This is a genomic window from Gordonia sp. NPDC058843 (genome assembly GCF_042743165.1).
Lineage (GTDB): Bacteria > Actinomycetota > Actinomycetes > Mycobacteriales > Mycobacteriaceae > Gordonia.
In genome coordinates, this window is record NZ_JBHYNC010000015.1 from 43,333 (window position 1) to 61,564 (window position 18,232).

The window sequence follows — 18,232 nt, forward strand, 5'->3', positions numbered from 1 at the left end:
CACCGACAGTGCAATTGTGGGATTACCTCAGCGAGAACGCACGATCACTCACTTTTCTGACCTATCAGCACGCGTCGCTGTCGTTCCAGACGGTGCTCGTCGGTACGGCCGCGGCCATTCTCATCGCCGCCGTCGTCTACCGACTCCCGCTGGCGAGTGCGCTGACACTGACGTCGAGCCGTGTGGCGCTGACCATTCCGTCGCTGGCCCTGCTGGCGCTGTTGATCGTGCCCTTCGGACTCGGTGTGACGCCGTCGTTTCTGATGCTCGCCTTCTTCGCCACGCTGCCGGTCATCGGCAATGCGGTGGTGGGTTTGCGATCCGTACCGCCGTCCGTCATCGAATCCGCCCGCGGCATCGGACTTTCGAGGTGGCGAATCCTGCTCACCGTCGAGTTGCCGATCGCCTGGCCGGTGATCCTGACCGGTATCCGCGTGTCGACCCAGATGATCGTCGGAGTCGCGGCGATCGTCGCCTATGTTCTCGGACCCGGCCTGGGGTCACTGATCTTCAACGGCCTGTCCCGCCTCGGCGGCGCCAACGCTCTCGAGATGGCGCTCGCCGGAACGATTCTCATCGTCATCATCGCCCTCGTCTTCGACGCTCTCCTGGTTCTGCTCGGCCGCCTCACCATCTCCAAGGGACTCTCATGACCGACTCCGCCACCACGTCCGCGCCGAACGGCAACAACCGCAACGTCACCGGCGAGTCCATCCGGCTCGACGGTGTGGTGAAGCGCTACCGCGGAACCTCCACGCCGGCCGTCGCGCGACTCGACCTGGAGATCGACGCCGGAGACATCGTAGCCTTCGTCGGCCCGTCCGGATGTGGCAAGACGACGACGCTCAAGATGATCAACCGCCTCATCGAACCCACCGAGGGACGCATTTTCATCGGCGGCCGCGACGTCACCGCGGAGAACCCGGACAGGCTGCGCCAGTCGATCGGCTACGTCATCCAGTCCGGAGGTCTGTTCCCGCACTGGTCGGTGAGCAAGAACATCGGCGCGATCCCGCGAATCCTCAAGTGGGACAAGAAGCGCATCGACGAGCGCACCGAGTATCTGCTCGACCTCGTCGGTCTGGACGCGGCAACGTTCGCCGACCGTCTCCCCAAGGACATGTCGGGCGGTCAGCAGCAACGTGTCGGCGTGGCACGCGCACTCGCCGCGGACCCGCCGGTCCTGCTGATGGACGAGCCCTTCGGCGCCGTCGACCCCATCACCCGAGCCCGCCTGCAGGACAAACTGATCGCGATCCAGCACGAGCTGGCCAAGACCATCGTCATCGTCACCCACGACTTCGAGGAAGCGACCAAGCTCGGCGACAAGGTGCTGATCCTCTCCGAGGGCGGCCACATCGAGCAGTTCGCTCCCCCGGAGGAGATCCTGGCCAACCCGGCGAGTCCGTTCGTCGAGGAGTTCGTGGGTTCGGGTGCGACACTCGCCCACCTCACCCTCACCCGCGTCCGCGACGTCGACATCAAGCAGGTGATCACCGCTCGCGTCGGGGAACCGTCCGGCGCCGTGGTGAGCCGCGCGAAGGCGGCCGGCGAGGACTGGGTCGCCGTGGTCGATCAGCACGACCGCCCGCGCGCATGGCCGTCGGTCGAGGAGATCCGCGCCAAGCCGGAGATCTCCGACTACCTCGACCCCCGACTCCCCGTCGTCGCCAAGTCCTCGACGCTGAACGACGCTCTGGACTCGATGCTCGCCACCAGCCAGGGCGGCGTCCTCGTCACCGATGGTCGGGGCGCGGTTGTCGGAGCGCTGAACATCGCGTCGGTGATGGAGGCCATCCGAGGACAGCTCGCGACCGTACGCGACGACGACGATCAGGTCGGCTACCTGGACCACGCGGACGGATCGGCTCCGGTCGAGACCCCGGTCGTCGCGGCCGACGACGAACCCGGTCTGGAGCACGCCACCGACGCCGGCACCGCGCCGGTGGGGGCGCCCGAGACGAGCGCCGACCGGTGACGGGATTCATCGCCGAAGAGGCGCAGATCACCGAAACCGCGAAAGCACCTGCACCGGAATCGGTCCCCAACGGTTTTCGTCGTCGGCTCGCCCGCATCCCCATCGACGTGTGGTTCGAACCGCTGGTGATCGTGGTCGTCGGTGTCGGCTTCGTCATCTGGTACGCGAACACCACGTTCACCAGCACCGAGAGCGCGTCGATGTCGTGGCCCGCACTGCGTGCCACCATTCTCGATCACATCCAGCTCACCCTGGTCGCCACGGTGATCGTCGTCCTGATCGCGATTCCGCTGGGCATCGCGCTCACCCGGCCGTCGCTGAAATGGCTCAACCCCATCGCGATCAACATCGCCAACATCGGACAGGCGGCACCGGCCATCGGGCTCCTGGTGCTGTTCACCTTCTGGCTCGGTACCGGTTTCAACACCGCCGTCGTCGGTCTGGTCGTCTACGCGGTGCTCCCGATCCTGCAGAACACCATCGTCGGTCTGCGACAGGTCGATCAACGGACGGTCGAGGCCTCTCGAGGTATCGGCCTGTCCGCCATTCGCACCCTCGTCCAGGTCGAGCTCCCCCTGGCCGTGCCGGTCATCCTCAACGGTGTGCGCACCGCCTTGGTCATCCTCGTCGGTACCGCGACCCTCAGCACGTTCATCGGCGCGAACAGCCTGGGCACGCTCATCACCACCGGGATCACCCTGTTCCTGCCGAAGCTGCTGGTGTCGGGCGCGATCCTGGTCGCCCTGCTCGCCATGACGATCGACTGGCTCGGTCGCCTCGTAGAACTCGCTGCCACCCCCCGGGGGATCGCATGATGACACGGTCGAACAAGGCCCGCTCGCGTGTACTGGCGATCCTCGCCTCGTCGGCCGCCCTGGTGCTGGTCCTGTCTGCCTGCGGGTTGGTCAGTTCGTCCGGAACGTTCCGTCCCGCGTCCCTACCCGGCGGCGAACGTCCGCTCGAGGGGACGTCGGTCGCGGTCACGTCGAAGAACTTCACCGAACAGGTCCTGCTCGGCAAGATCACCGCGACCTACCTGGCGGCCGCCGGAGCCGACGTGGATGATCTCACCAACGCGCCGGGTTCGATGTCCTCGCGACAGGCGGTTCTCAACGGCGACGCCGACATCGTCTGGGAGTACACCGGCACCGCGTGGCAGACCTACCTCGGTGAGACGGAGACCATCGCCGACCCCCAGCAGCTGTATGAACGGGTCCGCGACGCCGAACGCGCCAACGGTGTCGAGTGGCTGCCGCCCTCGTCGTTCAACAACACCTACGCCTTCGCCGCGTCGTCGCCCACCGCCGAGCGGCTGAACGTCACCAAGATGTCCGACATCGCCAAGCTGCCCGAGTCCGAGCGCACCTTCTGCATCAACGACGAGTTCCTCTCACGTGCAGACGGTTTCATCCCCATGCTGCAGGCCTACGACATCCCGCTCGACGCCCCCGGCGGAGTGCCCAAGGGCAACGTGACCACCATGGATTCCGGCGTGGTCTACACCTCGACCGCACGAAGCGAACCCTGCAACTTCGGCATGGTCTACTCCACGGACGGTCGCATCAAGAACCTCGACCTCGTCGTCCTGGAGGACGACAAGAAGTTCTTCCTGCCCTACAGCGGATGCCTCGTGGTGGGCACCGGCGTCAACGAGGCCAACCCGGAGATCGCCGAACTCATGGCACCGGTGTCGGCGAAGCTCACCGACGAGCTCATGCAGGAGCTCAACGGGCTCATCGACATCGACGGCGCCGATCCCTCCGACGTCGCCTACAACTGGCTGAAGGACGAGGGGTTCATCGTCCCGGTGGACTGAGCGTCGACCGTGCGTCCGATCCCGTCGACTGTGCGCCAGATGCCGTCGACCGTGCGCCCAGAACCGTCGACCGTGCGCCCAATCCCGTCGACTGTGCGCCGATCCCGTCGACTCGCCACCGGATCCGAGGTAGTCGAGCCTGATCCACTCCCGCAGCGGAGGGCTCGAACGCACACTCGATCAATCGCGACGCACAGTCAACGGATTGAGACGCACAGTCGACGGATTACGACGCACAGTCAACGGGGTTGGTTCGGTGCGAACACCGTCATCCAGTGCGGGTGCAATCTGAAGTAGACGACCTCGGTGTCCCAGTCGAAGGCGTCGTCGCCGTAGATCGTCTTGAAGTGCGCCACCAGCTCGGGCCAGTCATCTGCGCGAGGACCGTCCAGCGGATTCAGGATCTCGACGGTCCCGTGCGTGAAGACCCCGAGTTCCTCCCCCTGGATGTGCGCGACGCTGGCGGCCGGGCGGGCGGCGAGGTGTCGGGCCTTCGCCGCGGTGCGCGCTGTCCCGAAGACCCACTTACCGTGGAGGAAGTGCCCGTCGACCGCGCTGATCCTCGGCTCCCCCGACGCGGTCACCGTCGAGAGTGCCAGCACCCGCATGCCGGTCAGGATCTCGGTCAATCGTGCTGCATCGACGGTGTTCTCGCTGCTGATGATCGACCGTAGATGGTCCGTCGAGCGAGACAGGGAGTCGTCGAGGAGCGTCTGGAGTCCGCGGAGTTCGTCCGGTGTTTCACGCATTGGGGTCGTCCTCATCGGTTCGTCGGCGCCGACCCTCGACGCCGAGAACCCATGGTGTCACCTCAAGCGACTGTCGGACCCTGCCGTTCTTGCTGTCTCGAGCGGCAGACCCAGCGGCGGCGCCTCGGGATGGAGAGCCGCGCCGGCGGCGAGGAGATCGACGTCGACACGGCGTCCGATGCCGACGAACAGCGCCTTCATCGACCCCCGTACACCCGTACGTCGCCCGTAACCCTCTGCCGCGAAACCGGTCACGTCACCTCCCCCGTAATCCCCATGCGGCAGCCAGCAATTCGTGCGATGCCAGCCGATGGTCGAAATCGTGGGTGACGCTGGTGACCAGTAACTCGTCGGCGCCGGTCACCCGAGCGAGCGTCCGCAGCCCGTCCACGACGGTTTCGGGGTCACCGACGAACTGGGTGCGCACGCGATCGTCGACGAGGACGCGCGCATCGTCGTCGAGGGGACGCGCGGTGTCCGGATCGGGATACGGTTGCGCGCCGGCCCCGCTGCGGATGCCGTGCACCCAATGTCCGTAGGTGGACGCGCGATGACGCGCGGTCGGCTCATCCTCGGCGACAACGACGTCCGCGGACACGACGACGTAGGGCTCGGCCAGGACCGACGACGGACGGAACGCGCTGCGATATGCCTCGACGGCCTCGAGGACCGTGCTCGGACTGACGTGGTAGTTGGCGACGAACGGCAACCCGCGCGCACCTGCGGTCTGAGCGCTCTGCCCCTTGCTGCTCCCGAAGATCCAGACCGCCACGTCCGCACCACGTCCGGGCACCGCGGTCAGTTCGACGTCGTGGTGGTCGAACTCACCTGAGAGAAGCGCGAGGACGTCGCCGACGGCGTCGTCGAAGTCCGGCGGTGACGCACCGTCGAACTGCGACGCCTCGAACGCGGCGACGACCCGCGGTGCATTCAGTATCGACTCGACGGGGAACGGCGTCGGGATGAGCAGACCGTCGATGATCTCGTCGGGCTGTCGGGGTGCGGGCTCGCGAGGTGCGGATTGCCGGTCGGCCGTCGCCAGCTCGGTGCGACGTTGAGCGGAGCGCCCCAGACCCAGGTCCAACCGGCCGGGGTACAGCGCGTCGATGGTCCCGAACGCCTCCACGATCGACACCGGGGTGTGTAGCCCGCTCTGGACCGCCGCCGACCCCACGCGGATGGACTCGGTCGCACCGGCGATCAGCCCGATGAGTGTGGTCGTCGACGAACTGGCCACTGCTACGAAGTGATGCTCGGCCAGCCAGAACCGTCGGTAACCGAGGCGCTCGGCGCGCTGAGCAAGCTCGACGCTGCGGCGCACCGCGGTGGCGGCGTCACTGCCCTCGGTGACGGGGGCGAGGTCGAGCACCGACAGCGGTATCGATTCCGGTTCGATTTCCGTCATGTCGCTCCCCGATTGCCTCGAGCCCTACGCCGAACGCACCTCATCCTGACCACCGAACCGTGGTCGGTGGAATGTCGGAAGGGTTTGGCCCACCCCGATCCGATGACCAACCTCCGGAATCCCTCGTCCGTGCTCCGCCGTTCGAGTCAGGGACAGACATCGACCGACACGACTGAGGGAGGCCGCGATGGCCGAGCACGTGCACCTCGCTGTGACGCTGGACGGTTCCGGAGCGCATCCGGGCTCGTGGCGGGCGCCCGGAGCCGAGGCACACCAGCTGACGACTGCGGCTCACTGGCAGCGACTCATCGCCGAGGCGGAGGCGGGACTGCTCGATTTCGTCACCCTCGCAGACTCGTTCGCCCTGCACCGCGGCCATCCGGGGACCGACCGGGCGAGTGGCGGACTTGATTCGGTCCTGCTGGCCTCCCGCCTCGCACCCACGACCCGTTCCATCGGACTGCTCCCCACGGCGACGGTCACCCACACCGAGCCGTTCCACGTCTCCAAGGCGATCGCGACGCTCGACTACGTGAGCAACGGGCGGGCCGGGGTCGTGTTGCGCACGACCGCGGACCCGGACGAGGCCGCGCTGTTCGGGCGACGACGGTTCCCCGACGATCCGGCCGTGCTCGCCGACCTCGCCTCCGAGGCCCTCGACTTCGCGACCGTGCTCGGGTTGCTCTGGGATTCCTGGGAGGACGACGCCGAGATCCGCGACGTCGCGACCGGTCGCTTCATCGACCGAGACAAGCTGCACTACATCGACTTCGCCGGGGACCACTTCTCGGTACGCGGTCCCGCCATCACGCCGCGACCGCCCCAGGGCCGCCCCCTGATCGCGGCGACCGGCGGACACCCCACCGACCTGCGGGTGATCGGCCGCGGCGCCGATCTCGGGTTCATCAGCCCTCGAGACGTCGACGACGCCGTGCGTGCGGTGGACGCGGTGAGCACCGCCCACTCCGACGCCGGACGCGAGATCGCCGACCCCGCGCTGCTGTTCGTCGACCTGTTCGTCGTACTCGCCACGACCGTCTCGGAGGCGGAGGACCGCCGCGCGCAACTCGACGAATGGGCGGGTGAACCGTTTACTCCCGACACTGCTGTCGTCGTCGGAACCCCCACCGGGCTCGCCGATGAGATCGAACGCTGGGCAGGGGTGGAGGGAATCAGCGGAATACGACTCCACCCGGCCGCCCTGTCCGAGGACCTACACGCGATCACCCGGGAGGTCGTACCGGAACTGCAGCACCGCAACCGATTCCGTGACAGGTACACCGAGCTGACGCTGCGGGGACATCTCGGCCTGCCGCGGCCGGCCAACCGTTTCGCCACCGGAAAGGCAGGCGTCGCATGACCAAAGAGGTGCATCTCGCCGCACACTTCCCCGGGGTCAACAACACCACGGTGTGGAGCGATCCCGAGTCGGGCAGTCAGATCGAGTTCGACTCGTTCGTCCATCTCGCACAGACCGCCGAGCGCGGGAAGTTCGATTTCTTCTTCCTCGCCGAGGGATTGCGGCTCCGTGAGCAGAACGGGTTGATCTACGACCTCGACGTGGTCGGACGACCCGACACCTTCACCGTCCTGTCCGCCCTGGCCGCGGTGACCACCCACCTCGGTCTGACCGGCACCATCAACTCGACCTTCAACGAACCGGTCGACGTCGCACGACAATTCGCCACCCTCGACCATCTGTCCGCCGGACGCGCGGCGTGGAACGTGGTGACCTCGTGGGACGAGTTCACCGGCGAGAACTTCCGCCGGGGCGGCTACCTGCCCGAGGACCAGCGGTATGCACGCGCCAAAGAATTCCTCACCGCCGCCGCGACCCTCTGGGACTCGTGGCGCGACGACGACGTCGTCGCCGATGCCGCGAGCGGTCAGTTCCTCGCACGTCCCGACGCTGGTGAATTCGACTTCACCAGTTCGCAGTTCGAGATACGCGGGCACTTCCCGACTCCTCGCCCGCCACAGGGACGGCCCGTGATCTTCCAGGCCGGGGACTCCGACGAGGGCCGGGAGTTTGCGGCCGCCACCGCCGACGCGATCTTCTCCCGGCACGCCACCTACGACGCCGGCCGGGCGTTCTACACCGACGTCAAGCGGCGCCTCGACTCCTATGGCCGGCGCCCCGACGAACTGTTGGTGCTGCCCGCAGCGACCTTCGTCGTCGGCGACGACGACGCGCAGGCGGCCGAACTCGCCCACGAGGTGCGCCTGCAACAGGTCAGCGGGCAGACGGCGATCAAGTTCCTCGAGCAGTTGTGGAATCGCGATCTCTCCAATCACGACCCGGACGGTCCGCTGCCGCAGGTGGATCCGGTTCCGGGCGAGAACACCGTCGCCAAGGGACGCGCCAGCGTGCGCATGCACCGCGACCCGGTCGCCGTCGCGCGCGAATGGCGCGACCTGGCCGAGGCGAAGAACCTGACGACGCGCGAGCTCATCATCGAGGTCACCGGCCGCCAGTCGTTCGTCGGCTCCCCCGAGACGATCGCGCACACGATCAACGACTTCGTGCAGGCCGACGTCGCCGACGGTTTCATCCTGGTGCCGCACATCGTGCCCGGCGGACTCGACCGGTTCGTCGACGAGGTGGTGCCGGTCCTGCAGGAGTTGGGCGTGTACCGCACCGACTACGAGGGCACCACGCTGCGAGACAATCTCGGGCTGGCGCGTCCGGCGCGATGAGCCTCGCCAGGACTGCGCCGGAGGGCGCGACCGCGCCTCGACTCATGAGCTCCGCCACCAGGACTCGAACCTAGAATGCCTGAACCAAAATCAGGAGTGTTGCCGATTACACCATGGCGGATCACTGCGCTGACGATTGTGCCACAGCCTGCGGGCACTCACGCCAGGTGACCACTCGACGTCAACCCGACTGCCAGACGTCGACCGAGGTCTGGCAGTCGAGTGGACGTGTGGAAGTGATCAGTCCTTCGGGCCACCGGCCACATAGACGACCTGCCCGGACACGAAGCCGGCACCTTCGCTGATGAAGAACGACGCGGTATGGGCGATATCCTCGGGCACGCCGACACGGTTGACCGGGATCTGACCCGCCGCTGCGCGCTTGAAGTCCTCGAACGGCACGCCGACGCGCTCGGCGGTGGCGGCGGTCATCTCGGTCTCGATGAATCCGGGCGCGATGGCATTCGCGGTCACGCCGAACCGACCGAGCTCGATTGCGAGGGTCTTGGTGAAGCCCTGCATCCCGGCCTTCGCCGCCGAGTAGTTGACCTGGCCGCGGTTACCGAGCGCGGAGGTGCTCGAGAGGTTGACGATGCGCCCCCACTCCGCCTCGACCATGTACTTCTGGGCGGCCTTGGTGACATTGAACGCGCCGCGCAGGTGCACGGCCATGACGGCGTCCCAGTCGTTGACGGTCATCTTGAAGAGCAGGTTGTCGCGGGTGATGCCCGCGTTGTTGACGACGACCGTCGGCTTGCCGAGGTCGGCGACGACCTTCTCCACCGCAGCATTCACCGAGGCCTCGTCGGCGACGTCGGCGCCCACCGCGATGGCCTTTCCGCCGGCATCCGTGATGGCCTTGACCGTGTCGGCGCATGCGTCGGCGTCGAGGTCCAGAACGGCCACCGCCAACCCGTCGTCGGCCAGACGCTTGGCCACGGCTGCGCCGATCCCCCGTGCGGCTCCGGTGACGATCGCCGTCTTCTGCGTGCTCATTCACTACCTCCGTGTGGTCGTTTCACGAACCGGACAACTCCGGCGCGCATGGTTTCGTCTCCCGCACCCACCCTGATCCGTCAGTGACTGCCGACTCAGACAACGGCAGGTTCTACCGATTGATCGCTCGGCGTTCGCGGTCCCTATGTGTTCTATCAGGCCCGGTCGCGAGGATCCGCCACAAACAGCGCGCTGCATTTCGGCCACCGGGCGCTGATGCGTAGGATCGCACCCGACGTGCGACCGCGGGCTGGGTCAGCGACCTCCGCCGGGCACCGTCGAGCAGACATGATCGTGCAGTCACCGATCAGGAAGAGGGTGGGCATTCGATGACGGGAACGTCGCCTTCCGTGGCCGTGATCGTCCTGGCCGCGGGCGCCGGTACCCGCATGAAGTCCACGACCCCGAAGATCCTGCACACCATCGGCGGGCGGTCACTCGTCGGCCACGCGCTGCACGGCGCGGCGGGCATCGACCCCGAGCATCTGGTCGCGGTCGTCAGCCACGAACGCGAACGGGTCGCGGCGGCCATCGGTGAGATCAGCGCCCTCCTGGGAGTCGAGGTCGGCATCGCCGAACAGGACTCGCCGCGCGGAACCGGCGACGCCGCCCGGGTCGGACTGGGCGGGCTCCCCGACGACTTCGACGGCACCGTCGTCGTCACCGCCGCCGACGTGCCCCTGCTCGACGGCGACACCCTTCGCGCGCTCGTGCACACCCACCTCGCCGACGGCGGCGCCGCCGTCACGCTGACCAGCTTCGTCGCCGACGACCCGACCGGATACGGCCGCATCATCCGCGACGGGGACGCCGTCACCGCGATCGTCGAACACAAGGACGCATCCCCCGAGCAGCGTGCGATCACCGAGGTGAACGCAGGCGTGTACGCCTTCGACGCCGCCGCGCTGCGCGTCGGTCTGTCGAAGCTGTCGACCGACAACGTGCAGGGCGAGTACTACCTCACCGACATCGTCGAGATCGCCCGCGCCGAGGGCCGGGCGGTTCGTGGCCACACGGTCGCCGATCCGGTGCTCGTGGCCGGCTGCAACGACCGCGTTCAGCTCTCTGCGCTCGGCGCCGAACTCAACCGGCGCATCATCCGACGTCATCAGCTCGACGGCGTGTCCGTCGTCGACCCCGCCACCACGTGGATCGACATCGACGTCACGATCGAGGCCGACGCGCACATCGAGCCGGGCACCCAGCTGCACGGCCGCACACACATCTCCGCCGACGCCGTGATCGGACCCGACACCACCCTCACCGACGTCACCGTCGGAACGGGTGCACAGGTGATCCGGACGCACGGCAGCGACGCCGTCATCGGCGCCGACGCCACCGTCGGCCCGTTCGCCTACCTACGGCCCGGAACGGCTCTCGGGTTCGCAGGCAAGATCGGTACCTTCGTCGAGACCAAGAACGCCACCATCGGCGACGGGTCCAAGATCCCGCACCTCACCTACGTCGGCGACGCCACCATCGGCGAGCACTCCAACATCGGCGCGTCGAGTGTCTTCGTCAACTACGACGGGGTGGCCAAGCACCGCACGGTGATCGGTGATCACTGCCGGACAGGCTCGGACAACATGTTCGTCGCCCCGGTCAACGTCGGCGACGGGGCGTACACCGGCGCCGGAACCGTCGTGCGGCAAGATGTACCGCCGGGAGCCCTCGCGGTCTCGGCGGGAGAACAACGCGTCATCGAGGACTGGGTCGTGCGCAAGCGGCCCGACACCGCGGCGGCGCGCGCGGCCCTCGAGGCACGCGACAACGACCCCGGGACGGCCTGACAACCCGACCCGCGTTCGACCCTGCCGCCCGCGGCAGTGTTCGACCCTGCCGCCCGCGGCAGTGCACGATCTGCCGCCCGCGGCAGGCAGCCCGACCGATCCGGAACGACACGAGCAGAAGAGTTTTCATGACCTGGACCACTGACAACCAGAAGAACCTGATGCTGTTCTCTGGTCGTGCCCATCCCGAACTCGCCGAAGCAGTCGCCGATGAACTGGGCATCAAGGTCACCCCGCAGACCGCCCGCGACTTCGCCAACGGCGAGCTGTTCGTCCGCTTCGAAGAGTCGGTTCGCGGCTCGGACGCCTTCGTCCTGCAGAGTTGCCCCTACCCACTGAACCAGTGGGTCATGGAGGCGCTCATCATGATCGACGCGCTCAAGCGCGGCTCGGCAAAGCGCATCAGCGTGATCCTGCCGTTCTACCCCTACGCCCGCCAGGACAAGAAGCACCGCGGCCGTGAGCCCATCTCGGCTCGCCTCATCGCCGACCTGCTCAAGACCGCGGGCGCCGACCGCATCATCACCGTCGACCTGCACACCGACCAGATCCAGGGATTCTTCGACGGCCCCGTCGATCACATGCACGCTCAGGGGCAGCTCGCCGAGTACATCCGGGGCAAGTACGGCACCGACAACATCGCCGTGGTCTCCCCCGACTCCGGCCGCGTGCGTGTCGCCGAGAAATGGGCCGACACCCTCGGCGGCGCGCCGCTGGCGTTCATCCACAAGACCCGGGACCCGCTCGTGCCCAACCAGGTCAAGTCCAATCGCGTGGTGGGCGAGGTGGACGGGCGCACCTGCATCCTGATCGACGACATGATCGACACCGGTGGCACCATCGCCGGCGCGGTGCGCGTTCTCAAGGACGCGGGTGCCGGCGACGTCATCATCGCCACCACCCACGGCGTGTTCTCGGACCCGGCGGCCGAGCGGCTCGCGAACTGCGGGGCCAAAGAGGTCATCGCGACCGACACCCTGCCGATCCCGGACGAGAAGCGATTCGCCAACCTCACGGTCCTCTCGATCGCCCCGCTGCTCGCTCAGACGATCCGCGAGGTCTTCGAAAACGGTTCGGTCACAAGCCTGTTCGACGGCATCGCCTGATCCTCGAAGGGTCCGGCGAGAGGTTCTCGCCGGGCCCTTCGTCACGCTCGGGCACCGTGTCGCCCCACCGGGGTACGGTATGTCCCGTGGACGCGACGATCTATCACAACCCGAAGTGCTCGACCTCGCGAAAGGCGTTGCAGGCACTGCGCGACGCCGGCGTCGAGCCGACCGTCGTCAAATATCTCGACGAGCCGTACAGCCGCGAACAACTCGTCGAGTTGTTCGCCGCCGCCGGGATCACGCCCGCGCAGGCCGTCCGCAAACGCGAAGCGCTGTACAAGGAGCTGGATCTCGCGTCGGCCTCCGACGAGCAGATCCTCGACGCGATGGCCGAACACCCCATCCTCGTCGAGCGTCCGATCGTCGTGACCGACAAGGGAACTCGCATTCCCCGGCCCATCGAGAAGCTCGACGAGATCCTCTGAGCACCGGTGGTGGCGCGGGTCAGGCCGACAACACCGGCGCGGGCAGCGGTCGCTGCACCGAGGGCACGGCCAGCGCCGCGACACCCCGCACCAGCGCCTTGGTCATGTCGAAGTAGTCGAAGTAGTCGCGCCACACCGTGATCCGGCCCTCGCGAACCTCGAACCGACCGCACACCCAGAACTGGAGGTGCAACCGGCCGAACCGCAGTTCGTCGACCCGCTCGGTCAGCACCACACCTGCGTCGTCGGCACTGGCGTTGATCATCCGGTAGTTGAAGCCCACCGACTCCTTGTCCGCCACGCCGCCCAGGACCCCGGCCACCTTCCGCTTCCCACGGATCGTCGGCAGCGAGACGTTGGTGTAGGCGATGTCGTCGTCGATGGTCTCCAGTGCGGCGGGTACATCGCCCCGCGCGAACTCGGTCAGCAGGGTCGTCACGATCTCGATCGGCGTCTGTGAGGTCATGGCAGACCAGTATCCCCGAGCCGGCGGATACGGGCGGGCGATGTGACATCCCGGCAGGTCATCGACTACTCTGATCGCCGTTGTCTCGGCGAGGGTGACCCAGTCACCGTGATCGGCGCGGCCATCGCAGTACTCTTCACGCCCTTCGGGCGGGTGGATGCCCGCGGTCGGTGCTCGTGCCCGGTGTTGCTCGTCGCGACGCCGACAGGACCCACCCACCGATCACGAGGAGACCACCATGGCCACTCAGACCAGCAAGCTGTCCGTCAGCACCCGTACCGAAAAGGGCAAGGGCGCGGCGCGTCGCGCACGTCGCGAGGGCAAGGTCCCGGCCGTGCTGTACGGCCACGGCACCGACCCCCAGCATCTGCACCTCCCGGCCCGCGAGTTCGCCGCCATCCTGCGTAACAGCGGCCTCAACGCCATCATCGACCTCGACATCGAGGGCTCCAGCCAGCTCGCGCTGACCAAGCAGGTCGACGTCCACCCGATCCGCAACTACATCGAGCACGCCGACCTGCTCCTCGTCCGCCGCGGCGAGAAGGTGACCGTCGAGGTCGCGATCGTCGTCGAAGGCGACGCCGCGCCGGGTACCCTCGTCGTCTCCGACGCCAGCGTCATCGAGGTCGAGGCCGACGCCCTGTCGATCCCCGAGCAGATCGTCGTCAGCATCGAGGGTGCCGAGATCGGCCTCTCCGTGCACGCCTCCGATCTGGACCTGCCCGAGGGCGTCACCCTCACCGCCGATCCGGAGACCCTCATCGTCGCGGTCACCGAGGCGCAGCTCGCCGCCACCGAGTCCGAGGCCGACGGCTCCGCGGACGCCGGCGCCGAGGGTGAGGCCACCGAGGAAGCCGCCGAGGACTCGGAGTAACCCGACCCTCGACTCCCCGGTCGAACAGTGAAATCGCCCGGAAGTGGAAAACCCCAGTAGTGAAGATCATTGTCGGACTCGGTAATCCCGGGTCCAAGTACGAGAAGACGAGGCACAACGTCGGCGCGATGGTCGCCGACGGCCTCGTCGCCTCGGCCGGCGAGCGCTGGAAGGTGCACAAGAAGTCGGGCGCCGAGGTCGCCGAGGTGCGCCTCGGCGGCCAGTCGGTGCTCGTGGCCAAGTCGCGCACCTACATGAACGAATGCGGACGTCAGATCGGTCCGCTCGCGAAGTTCTACTCCGTGCCCGCCGGCGATCTCATCGTCGTCCACGACGAACTCGACATCGACTTCGGCGCCGTCAGGTTGAAACGGGGCGGCGGCGAGGGCGGCCACAACGGGTTGCGGTCGCTCAGTCAAGTACTCGGCACACGCGACTACCTGCGTGTGCGCATCGGCATCGGCCGGCCTCCCGGCCGCCAGGATCCCGCCGATTTCGTGTTGAAACCGTTCCCGTCCTCGGCTCGCAGCGAGGTCGACCTCCTCGTCGCCAACGGTTGCGACGCCGTCGAACTATTAGTCGGACAGGATCTGGAGTCCGCACAGAACACCGTGCACGCCTGGTGAGGACACCCAATCCGGCGGCACCGCAGCCTTAGAATCGCTGCGGCAGGCAATGCGAAGGGATCGGCAACAGTGGTCAACCTCTCGGTGAAGACCGGACACCAGAACGTCTCGATGCTCGGCATCGGCGCATACCGGCCACGACGCCTGGTCAGCAACGACGAGGTGTGCGAGGTCCTCGACTCCTCCGACGAGTGGATCTTCGAACGAAGTGGCATCCGCAATCGCCGCTGGATCAGCGGCGACGAGTCTGCACGGTCCATGGCCGCCGCGGCTGCCGAGCGGGCCATCGCGAACTCCGGTATCGCGAAGGACAAGATCGGTGCGCTGATCCTCGCGACCAACAGCTGGAAGACCAAGATCCCCCACGGCGGGCCGATCGTCGCCTCCGACATCGGGCTGAACGGCATCCCGGCCTATGACGTCGCCGCGGGCTGTGGTGGCTTCGGCTACGGACTCGGGGTCGCTGCCGACACCATCCGCGCCGGCAGTGCCGAGTACGTCCTGCTCATCGGCGTCGAGACCATGTCGGTGGTCATGGACCCCACCGACCGCAACACCGCGTTCATCTTCGGCGATGGCGCCGGGGCCGTCGTCGTCGGTCCGAGCGAGGACAACGGGATCTCGCCGACCGTCTGGGGCAGCGACGGCGAGAATGCCGAGGCGATCGGACAGAACTGGGACATCCCCGAATACATGGATCGCGCTCAGGCCTACCAGGACAAGGATCCCGAGACCGACCCGGTCGGTCGCATGGTGGTGACCATGGCCGGCCCCAAGGTGTTCCGATGGGCGGCCATCACCCTGCCCAGGGCCCTCGCCACCGTGCTGGAGACCTCCGGCGTCGGCGTCGAGGACATCGAGGTCTTCGTCCCCCATCAGGCCAACGCCCGGATCAACGACCTCATGAAGAAGAACCTCGGTTTCCCCGACGACCTGCCGATGGCGAACGACATCGAGAACACCGGTAACACCTCGGCGGCCTCGATCCCGCTCGCCATGGAGGAGATGCTCGCGACCGGCAAGGCCAGGGGCGGGCAGACCGCGTTGCTCCTCGGCTTCGGTGCCGGCCTGAGCTACGCCGGCGCGGTCGTGACCCTGCCCCCGGCCCCGTCGATCACCAGCTTCGACTGACCCTTCGAAACGCTCGCAAGCTCGCTCCTCAGGGAGCAGAGACGCTCGCAAGCTCGCTCCTCAGGGAACAGAAACACTCACAAGCTCGCTCCTCAGGGAGCAGGTCAGGCGTTTTCCTTGCGGAACACCGAAGTCCCCCACAGGGTTCCGAGGCCGGCGAGGATGAGCGACGCGAGCACGCCCCACAGGACCTGAGCACTGGCGAGATCGCCGGAGAAGGTGTCGCGCACCGCGTCGACGATCCAACGGAACGGCATGAAGTCACTGAGACTCTGCAGCCACGACGGCCCGAGGGTCATCGGGAGCAGGATGCCCGACAGCAACAGGACCGGCATCATCACCATGTTGATGAGCGGCGCCATCACGTCCTCGCTCTTCGTGGTCAGCGCGAGAGCGTTCGACGCCGCGGCGCACGCGCCACCGATCAGCATCGTGATCAGGATCCCGAGTACCACGCCGATCACCGAACCCCGCATGCCCATGAGATAGCCCAGCACCACGAGGATCAGCGCCTGCACGAGGAGTTGCAGCATGTCGCGCATGAGCCGGCCGGTGAGCAGGGCCGTGCGGCTGGCGGGCGTCACCCGTTCGGCCTCGATCACCCCTTCACGCCATTCACCGATGAGGCTGAAGCCGGCGAACAGTGCGCCGAACAGGCCGAGCTGCACGAGGAGCCCGGGAACCAGGAACGTGTACGGATTGTCCGCGCCGCCCGGGAACTGCGCGACGAGCGGTTTGAGCAGCGGCCCGAACAGCACGAGATAGAGGATCGGCTGCATGACGCCGATGAGCACCCAGGCCGGGTTGCGCAGGTTCATGCGGATCTGGCGACGGAACACGATCGTGCTCTCGCGGAGGAAAGTGGTCATCGGTTGGCCCCTTGCTGATGCAGTTCGGCCGACGGGACGTCGTCGGACGTGGAATCGGAATCGGTCGCTTCTGAGGAGATGTCGTCGCCGCGCTCGGTCTCGGCGTCGCGCAGGGACCGGCCGGTGAGGGTGAGGAACACGTCGTCGAGGGTCGGCCTGATGACCTCGATGGAGTCGAGCGAGATGCCCGCGGCATCGAGGTCGCGCAGCAACCCGGGAACCGCCCGGCCGGCCCGCGGCACCCGACCTCGGACGTGGCGACCGTCTACCTCGATCCGGCCCTCGCCGCTGCCGCCGGTGACCGAGGCAAGCTTCTCCGCGGCGGTGGACACGGCCGTCTGGTCGGCGACCTCGAGTGCCACCAGGTCGCCGGAGACCTGTGCCTTGAGGTTGTCGGCGGTGTCCGCGGCCACGATGCGGCCGTTGTCGATGATGACGATCCGATCGGACAGTTCGTCGGCTTCGTCGAGGTAGTGCGTCGTGAGGAAGACCGTCGCTCCACGCTCGGTGCGCAGACGCCGGATGTGATCCCAGAGGTTGGCCCGGGCCTGTGGGTCGAGGCCGGTCGTGGGCTCGTCGAGGAAGACCAGGGACGGTTCGTGGACCAGTCCCATCACGATGTCGAGCCGCCGCTTCTGCCCGCCGGACATGTTCTTGGGCTGCCGCTCCCACAGCCCGTCGAGCTGGAGCTGCGAGAACAGGGCGTGGCCGCGGCGCGTCGCCTCGGCCCGGGACAGCCCGTAGAGCATGCCGTGGTCGACGATCTCGTCGCCGGCCTGCGCCTGACTGAAGGTGCCACCGGCCTGCGACACGTATCCGATGCTGCGCCGGACCGAGACCGGGTCGGCCACCACGTCGAAGCCGTTGACCGTCGCGGTACCCGCGGTCGGCCGCAGGAGGGTCGTCAGCATGCGCAATGTCGTGGTCTTGCCTGCTCCGTTGGGACCGAGGAAACCGACCACCTCTCCTTCGGCGATGTCGAGGTCGACGCCGTCGACGGCTCTCACCTCACGCTTCTTCTTTCCTTTGCCGGTGTGGAACACCTGGACCAACCCGCGTGCGTGGATCATGCGGACTCCCCTTCTCGATGCCGTGAATGGTGTGTTGACGGGTGCGTTCTGTGGTGCGCGCACGTCGTCGTGTGCTGATCGTCGTGCCTCGGGGCGCCTTTCCGACGCCCCGAGGGTGTTCGATCGACCTGTGGACCAGCTTTCCTTGCATCGAGGACGAATTCGGTCCGCATTCTGCACATGGCGTAACGATTACGAGCAGGGTCCCGCTACTTCCCAGTAAGGGACCGT

General features: G+C 67.3%; 19 protein-coding genes and 1 tRNA gene. 12 read left to right on the forward strand and 8 right to left on the reverse strand.

From position 1 onward, the window contains the following. Positions 1-8 precede the first annotated feature (8 nt). From ACFW3F_RS12410 to ACFW3F_RS12425, 4 genes are read left to right on the forward strand one after another with little or no spacing between them, the layout of a single operon-like run. Positions 9-653, forward strand: a complete 645-nt coding sequence (locus ACFW3F_RS12410) for an ABC transporter permease (RefSeq protein WP_388057671.1) — start codon at positions 9-11, stop codon at positions 651-653. Beyond that, complete coding sequence (locus ACFW3F_RS12415; protein ID WP_388057673.1) at positions 650-1,978, forward strand: ATP-binding cassette domain-containing protein; 1,329 nt, start codon at positions 650-652, stop codon at positions 1,976-1,978. Before ACFW3F_RS12410 ends, ACFW3F_RS12415 begins: the two co-directional genes overlap by 4 nt. Next, the gene (locus ACFW3F_RS12420; protein WP_388057675.1) at positions 1,975-2,793 is read left to right on the forward strand and encodes an ABC transporter permease; all 819 of its coding nucleotides are present in this window, start codon (positions 1,975-1,977) and stop codon (positions 2,791-2,793) included. The genes ACFW3F_RS12415 and ACFW3F_RS12420 overlap by 4 nt, the downstream gene beginning before the upstream one ends. Further along, the gene (locus tag ACFW3F_RS12425) at positions 2,793-3,794 is read left to right on the forward strand and encodes a glycine betaine ABC transporter substrate-binding protein (RefSeq protein ID WP_388057810.1); all 1,002 of its coding nucleotides are present in this window, start codon (positions 2,793-2,795) and stop codon (positions 3,792-3,794) included. Before ACFW3F_RS12420 ends, ACFW3F_RS12425 begins: the two co-directional genes overlap by 1 nt. Positions 3,795-4,033: 239 nt before the next feature. Here ACFW3F_RS12425 and ACFW3F_RS12430 read toward each other — a convergent pair whose 3' ends face one another. From ACFW3F_RS12430 to ACFW3F_RS12440, 3 genes are read right to left on the reverse strand one after another with little or no spacing between them, the layout of a single operon-like run. Continuing rightward, positions 4,034-4,543 carry a pyridoxamine 5'-phosphate oxidase family protein gene (locus tag ACFW3F_RS12430; RefSeq protein ID WP_388057677.1) on the reverse strand — a complete coding sequence of 170 codons (510 nt, stop codon included), beginning with the start codon at positions 4,541-4,543 and terminating at the stop codon, positions 4,034-4,036. A 57-nt stretch (positions 4,544-4,600) separates the two neighbouring features. Continuing rightward, positions 4,601-4,798, reverse strand: coding sequence for a hypothetical protein (locus tag ACFW3F_RS12435; protein WP_388057679.1), 198 nt, complete (start codon positions 4,796-4,798; stop codon positions 4,601-4,603). Between the two features lies 1 nt (position 4,799). Next, the gene (locus ACFW3F_RS12440; RefSeq protein ID WP_388057681.1) at positions 4,800-5,948 is read right to left on the reverse strand and encodes an LLM class flavin-dependent oxidoreductase; all 1,149 of its coding nucleotides are present in this window, start codon (positions 5,946-5,948) and stop codon (positions 4,800-4,802) included. 187 nt (positions 5,949-6,135) lie between these two features. Here ACFW3F_RS12440 and ACFW3F_RS12445 point away from each other — a divergent pair, with 187 nt between their 5' ends. Together ACFW3F_RS12445 and ACFW3F_RS12450 are read left to right on the forward strand one after the other, a co-directional pair. Continuing rightward, a complete protein-coding gene (locus ACFW3F_RS12445; RefSeq protein WP_388057683.1) occupies positions 6,136-7,308 on the forward strand; it encodes an LLM class flavin-dependent oxidoreductase in 1,173 nt (390 codons plus the stop codon). Beyond that, complete coding sequence (locus ACFW3F_RS12450) at positions 7,305-8,645, forward strand: NtaA/DmoA family FMN-dependent monooxygenase (protein ID WP_388057685.1); 1,341 nt, start codon at positions 7,305-7,307, stop codon at positions 8,643-8,645. Before ACFW3F_RS12445 ends, ACFW3F_RS12450 begins: the two co-directional genes overlap by 4 nt. Positions 8,646-8,694: 49 nt before the next feature. On the opposite strand, the gene ACFW3F_RS12455 is transcribed toward ACFW3F_RS12450, so the two are convergent. Both ACFW3F_RS12455 and fabG read right to left on the reverse strand, forming a co-directional pair. Then, a tRNA-Gln gene (locus ACFW3F_RS12455) sits at positions 8,695-8,766 on the reverse strand. 119 nt (positions 8,767-8,885) lie between these two features. Beyond that, positions 8,886-9,641 carry a 3-oxoacyl-ACP reductase FabG gene (fabG, locus tag ACFW3F_RS12460; RefSeq protein WP_388057687.1) on the reverse strand — a complete coding sequence of 252 codons (756 nt, stop codon included), beginning with the start codon at positions 9,639-9,641 and terminating at the stop codon, positions 8,886-8,888. Between the two features lie 329 nt (positions 9,642-9,970). Between fabG and glmU the strand changes: the two genes are divergently transcribed. The 3 genes from glmU to arsC all read left to right on the forward strand — a co-directional run bounded on the left by glmU (position 9,971) and on the right by arsC (position 12,965). Beyond that, a complete protein-coding gene (gene glmU, locus ACFW3F_RS12465) occupies positions 9,971-11,431 on the forward strand; it encodes a bifunctional UDP-N-acetylglucosamine diphosphorylase/glucosamine-1-phosphate N-acetyltransferase GlmU (RefSeq protein ID WP_388057689.1) in 1,461 nt (486 codons plus the stop codon). Between the two features lie 128 nt (positions 11,432-11,559). Continuing rightward, the gene (locus ACFW3F_RS12470) at positions 11,560-12,537 is read left to right on the forward strand and encodes a ribose-phosphate diphosphokinase (protein ID WP_388057691.1); all 978 of its coding nucleotides are present in this window, start codon (positions 11,560-11,562) and stop codon (positions 12,535-12,537) included. 86 nt (positions 12,538-12,623) lie between these two features. Then, positions 12,624-12,965: an arsenate reductase (glutaredoxin) gene (gene arsC / locus ACFW3F_RS12475; RefSeq protein ID WP_388057693.1), complete on the forward strand. Its 342-nt coding sequence runs from the start codon at positions 12,624-12,626 to the stop codon at positions 12,963-12,965. 19 nt (positions 12,966-12,984) lie between these two features. On the opposite strand, the gene ACFW3F_RS12480 is transcribed toward arsC, so the two are convergent. Next, on the reverse strand, positions 12,985-13,431 hold the full coding sequence (locus ACFW3F_RS12480) for a limonene-1,2-epoxide hydrolase family protein (RefSeq protein ID WP_388057695.1): 447 nt from the start codon (positions 13,429-13,431) through the stop codon (positions 12,985-12,987). A 238-nt stretch (positions 13,432-13,669) separates the two neighbouring features. On the opposite strand from ACFW3F_RS12480, the gene ACFW3F_RS12485 reads away from it, so the two are divergent. From ACFW3F_RS12485 to ACFW3F_RS12495, 3 genes are all read left to right on the forward strand, one after another. Then, on the forward strand, positions 13,670-14,305 hold the full coding sequence (locus tag ACFW3F_RS12485; RefSeq protein WP_388057697.1) for a 50S ribosomal protein L25/general stress protein Ctc: 636 nt from the start codon (positions 13,670-13,672) through the stop codon (positions 14,303-14,305). Positions 14,306-14,364: 59 nt separating this feature from the next. Beyond that, positions 14,365-14,931: an aminoacyl-tRNA hydrolase gene (gene pth, locus ACFW3F_RS12490; protein WP_388057699.1), complete on the forward strand. Its 567-nt coding sequence runs from the start codon at positions 14,365-14,367 to the stop codon at positions 14,929-14,931. Positions 14,932-15,042: 111 nt separating this feature from the next. Then, positions 15,043-16,062, forward strand: a complete 1,020-nt coding sequence (locus ACFW3F_RS12495; protein ID WP_388057812.1) for a beta-ketoacyl-ACP synthase 3 — start codon at positions 15,043-15,045, stop codon at positions 16,060-16,062. A 104-nt stretch (positions 16,063-16,166) separates the two neighbouring features. Here ACFW3F_RS12495 and ACFW3F_RS12500 read toward each other — a convergent pair whose 3' ends face one another. Both ACFW3F_RS12500 and ACFW3F_RS12505 read right to left on the reverse strand, forming a co-directional pair. Further along, entirely contained in the window at positions 16,167-16,931 is a 765-nt protein-coding gene (locus ACFW3F_RS12500) for an ABC transporter permease (protein ID WP_388057701.1), read from the reverse strand. Further along, a complete protein-coding gene (locus ACFW3F_RS12505) occupies positions 16,928-18,001 on the reverse strand; it encodes an ATP-binding cassette domain-containing protein (protein ID WP_388057703.1) in 1,074 nt (357 codons plus the stop codon). Before ACFW3F_RS12505 ends, ACFW3F_RS12500 begins: the two co-directional genes overlap by 4 nt. Between the last annotated feature and the right edge of the window lie 231 nt (positions 18,002-18,232).

Coding starts and splice junctions, on each gene's coding strand:
- ACFW3F_RS12480 (WP_388057695.1), bottom strand. CDS start 13,431: ATGACCTCACAGACGCCGATCGAGATCGTGACGACCCTGCTGACCGAG.
- fabG (WP_388057687.1), bottom strand. CDS start 9,641: ATGAGCACGCAGAAGACGGCGATCGTCACCGGAGCCGCACGGGGGATC.
- ACFW3F_RS12470 (WP_388057691.1), top strand. CDS start 11,560: ATGACCTGGACCACTGACAACCAGAAGAACCTGATGCTGTTCTCTGGT.
- ACFW3F_RS12425 (WP_388057810.1), top strand. CDS start 2,793: ATGACACGGTCGAACAAGGCCCGCTCGCGTGTACTGGCGATCCTCGCC.
- ACFW3F_RS12500 (WP_388057701.1), bottom strand. CDS start 16,931: ATGACCACTTTCCTCCGCGAGAGCACGATCGTGTTCCGTCGCCAGATC.
- ACFW3F_RS12445 (WP_388057683.1), top strand. CDS start 6,136: ATGGCCGAGCACGTGCACCTCGCTGTGACGCTGGACGGTTCCGGAGCG.
- ACFW3F_RS12440 (WP_388057681.1), bottom strand. CDS start 5,948: ATGACGGAAATCGAACCGGAATCGATACCGCTGTCGGTGCTCGACCTC.
- ACFW3F_RS12505 (WP_388057703.1), bottom strand. CDS start 18,001: ATGATCCACGCACGCGGGTTGGTCCAGGTGTTCCACACCGGCAAAGGA.
- ACFW3F_RS12495 (WP_388057812.1), top strand. CDS start 15,043: ATGCTCGGCATCGGCGCATACCGGCCACGACGCCTGGTCAGCAACGAC.
- ACFW3F_RS12415 (WP_388057673.1), top strand. CDS start 650: ATGACCGACTCCGCCACCACGTCCGCGCCGAACGGCAACAACCGCAAC.
- ACFW3F_RS12430 (WP_388057677.1), bottom strand. CDS start 4,543: ATGCGTGAAACACCGGACGAACTCCGCGGACTCCAGACGCTCCTCGAC.
- ACFW3F_RS12485 (WP_388057697.1), top strand. CDS start 13,670: ATGGCCACTCAGACCAGCAAGCTGTCCGTCAGCACCCGTACCGAAAAG.
- ACFW3F_RS12450 (WP_388057685.1), top strand. CDS start 7,305: ATGACCAAAGAGGTGCATCTCGCCGCACACTTCCCCGGGGTCAACAAC.
- glmU (WP_388057689.1), top strand. CDS start 9,971: ATGACGGGAACGTCGCCTTCCGTGGCCGTGATCGTCCTGGCCGCGGGC.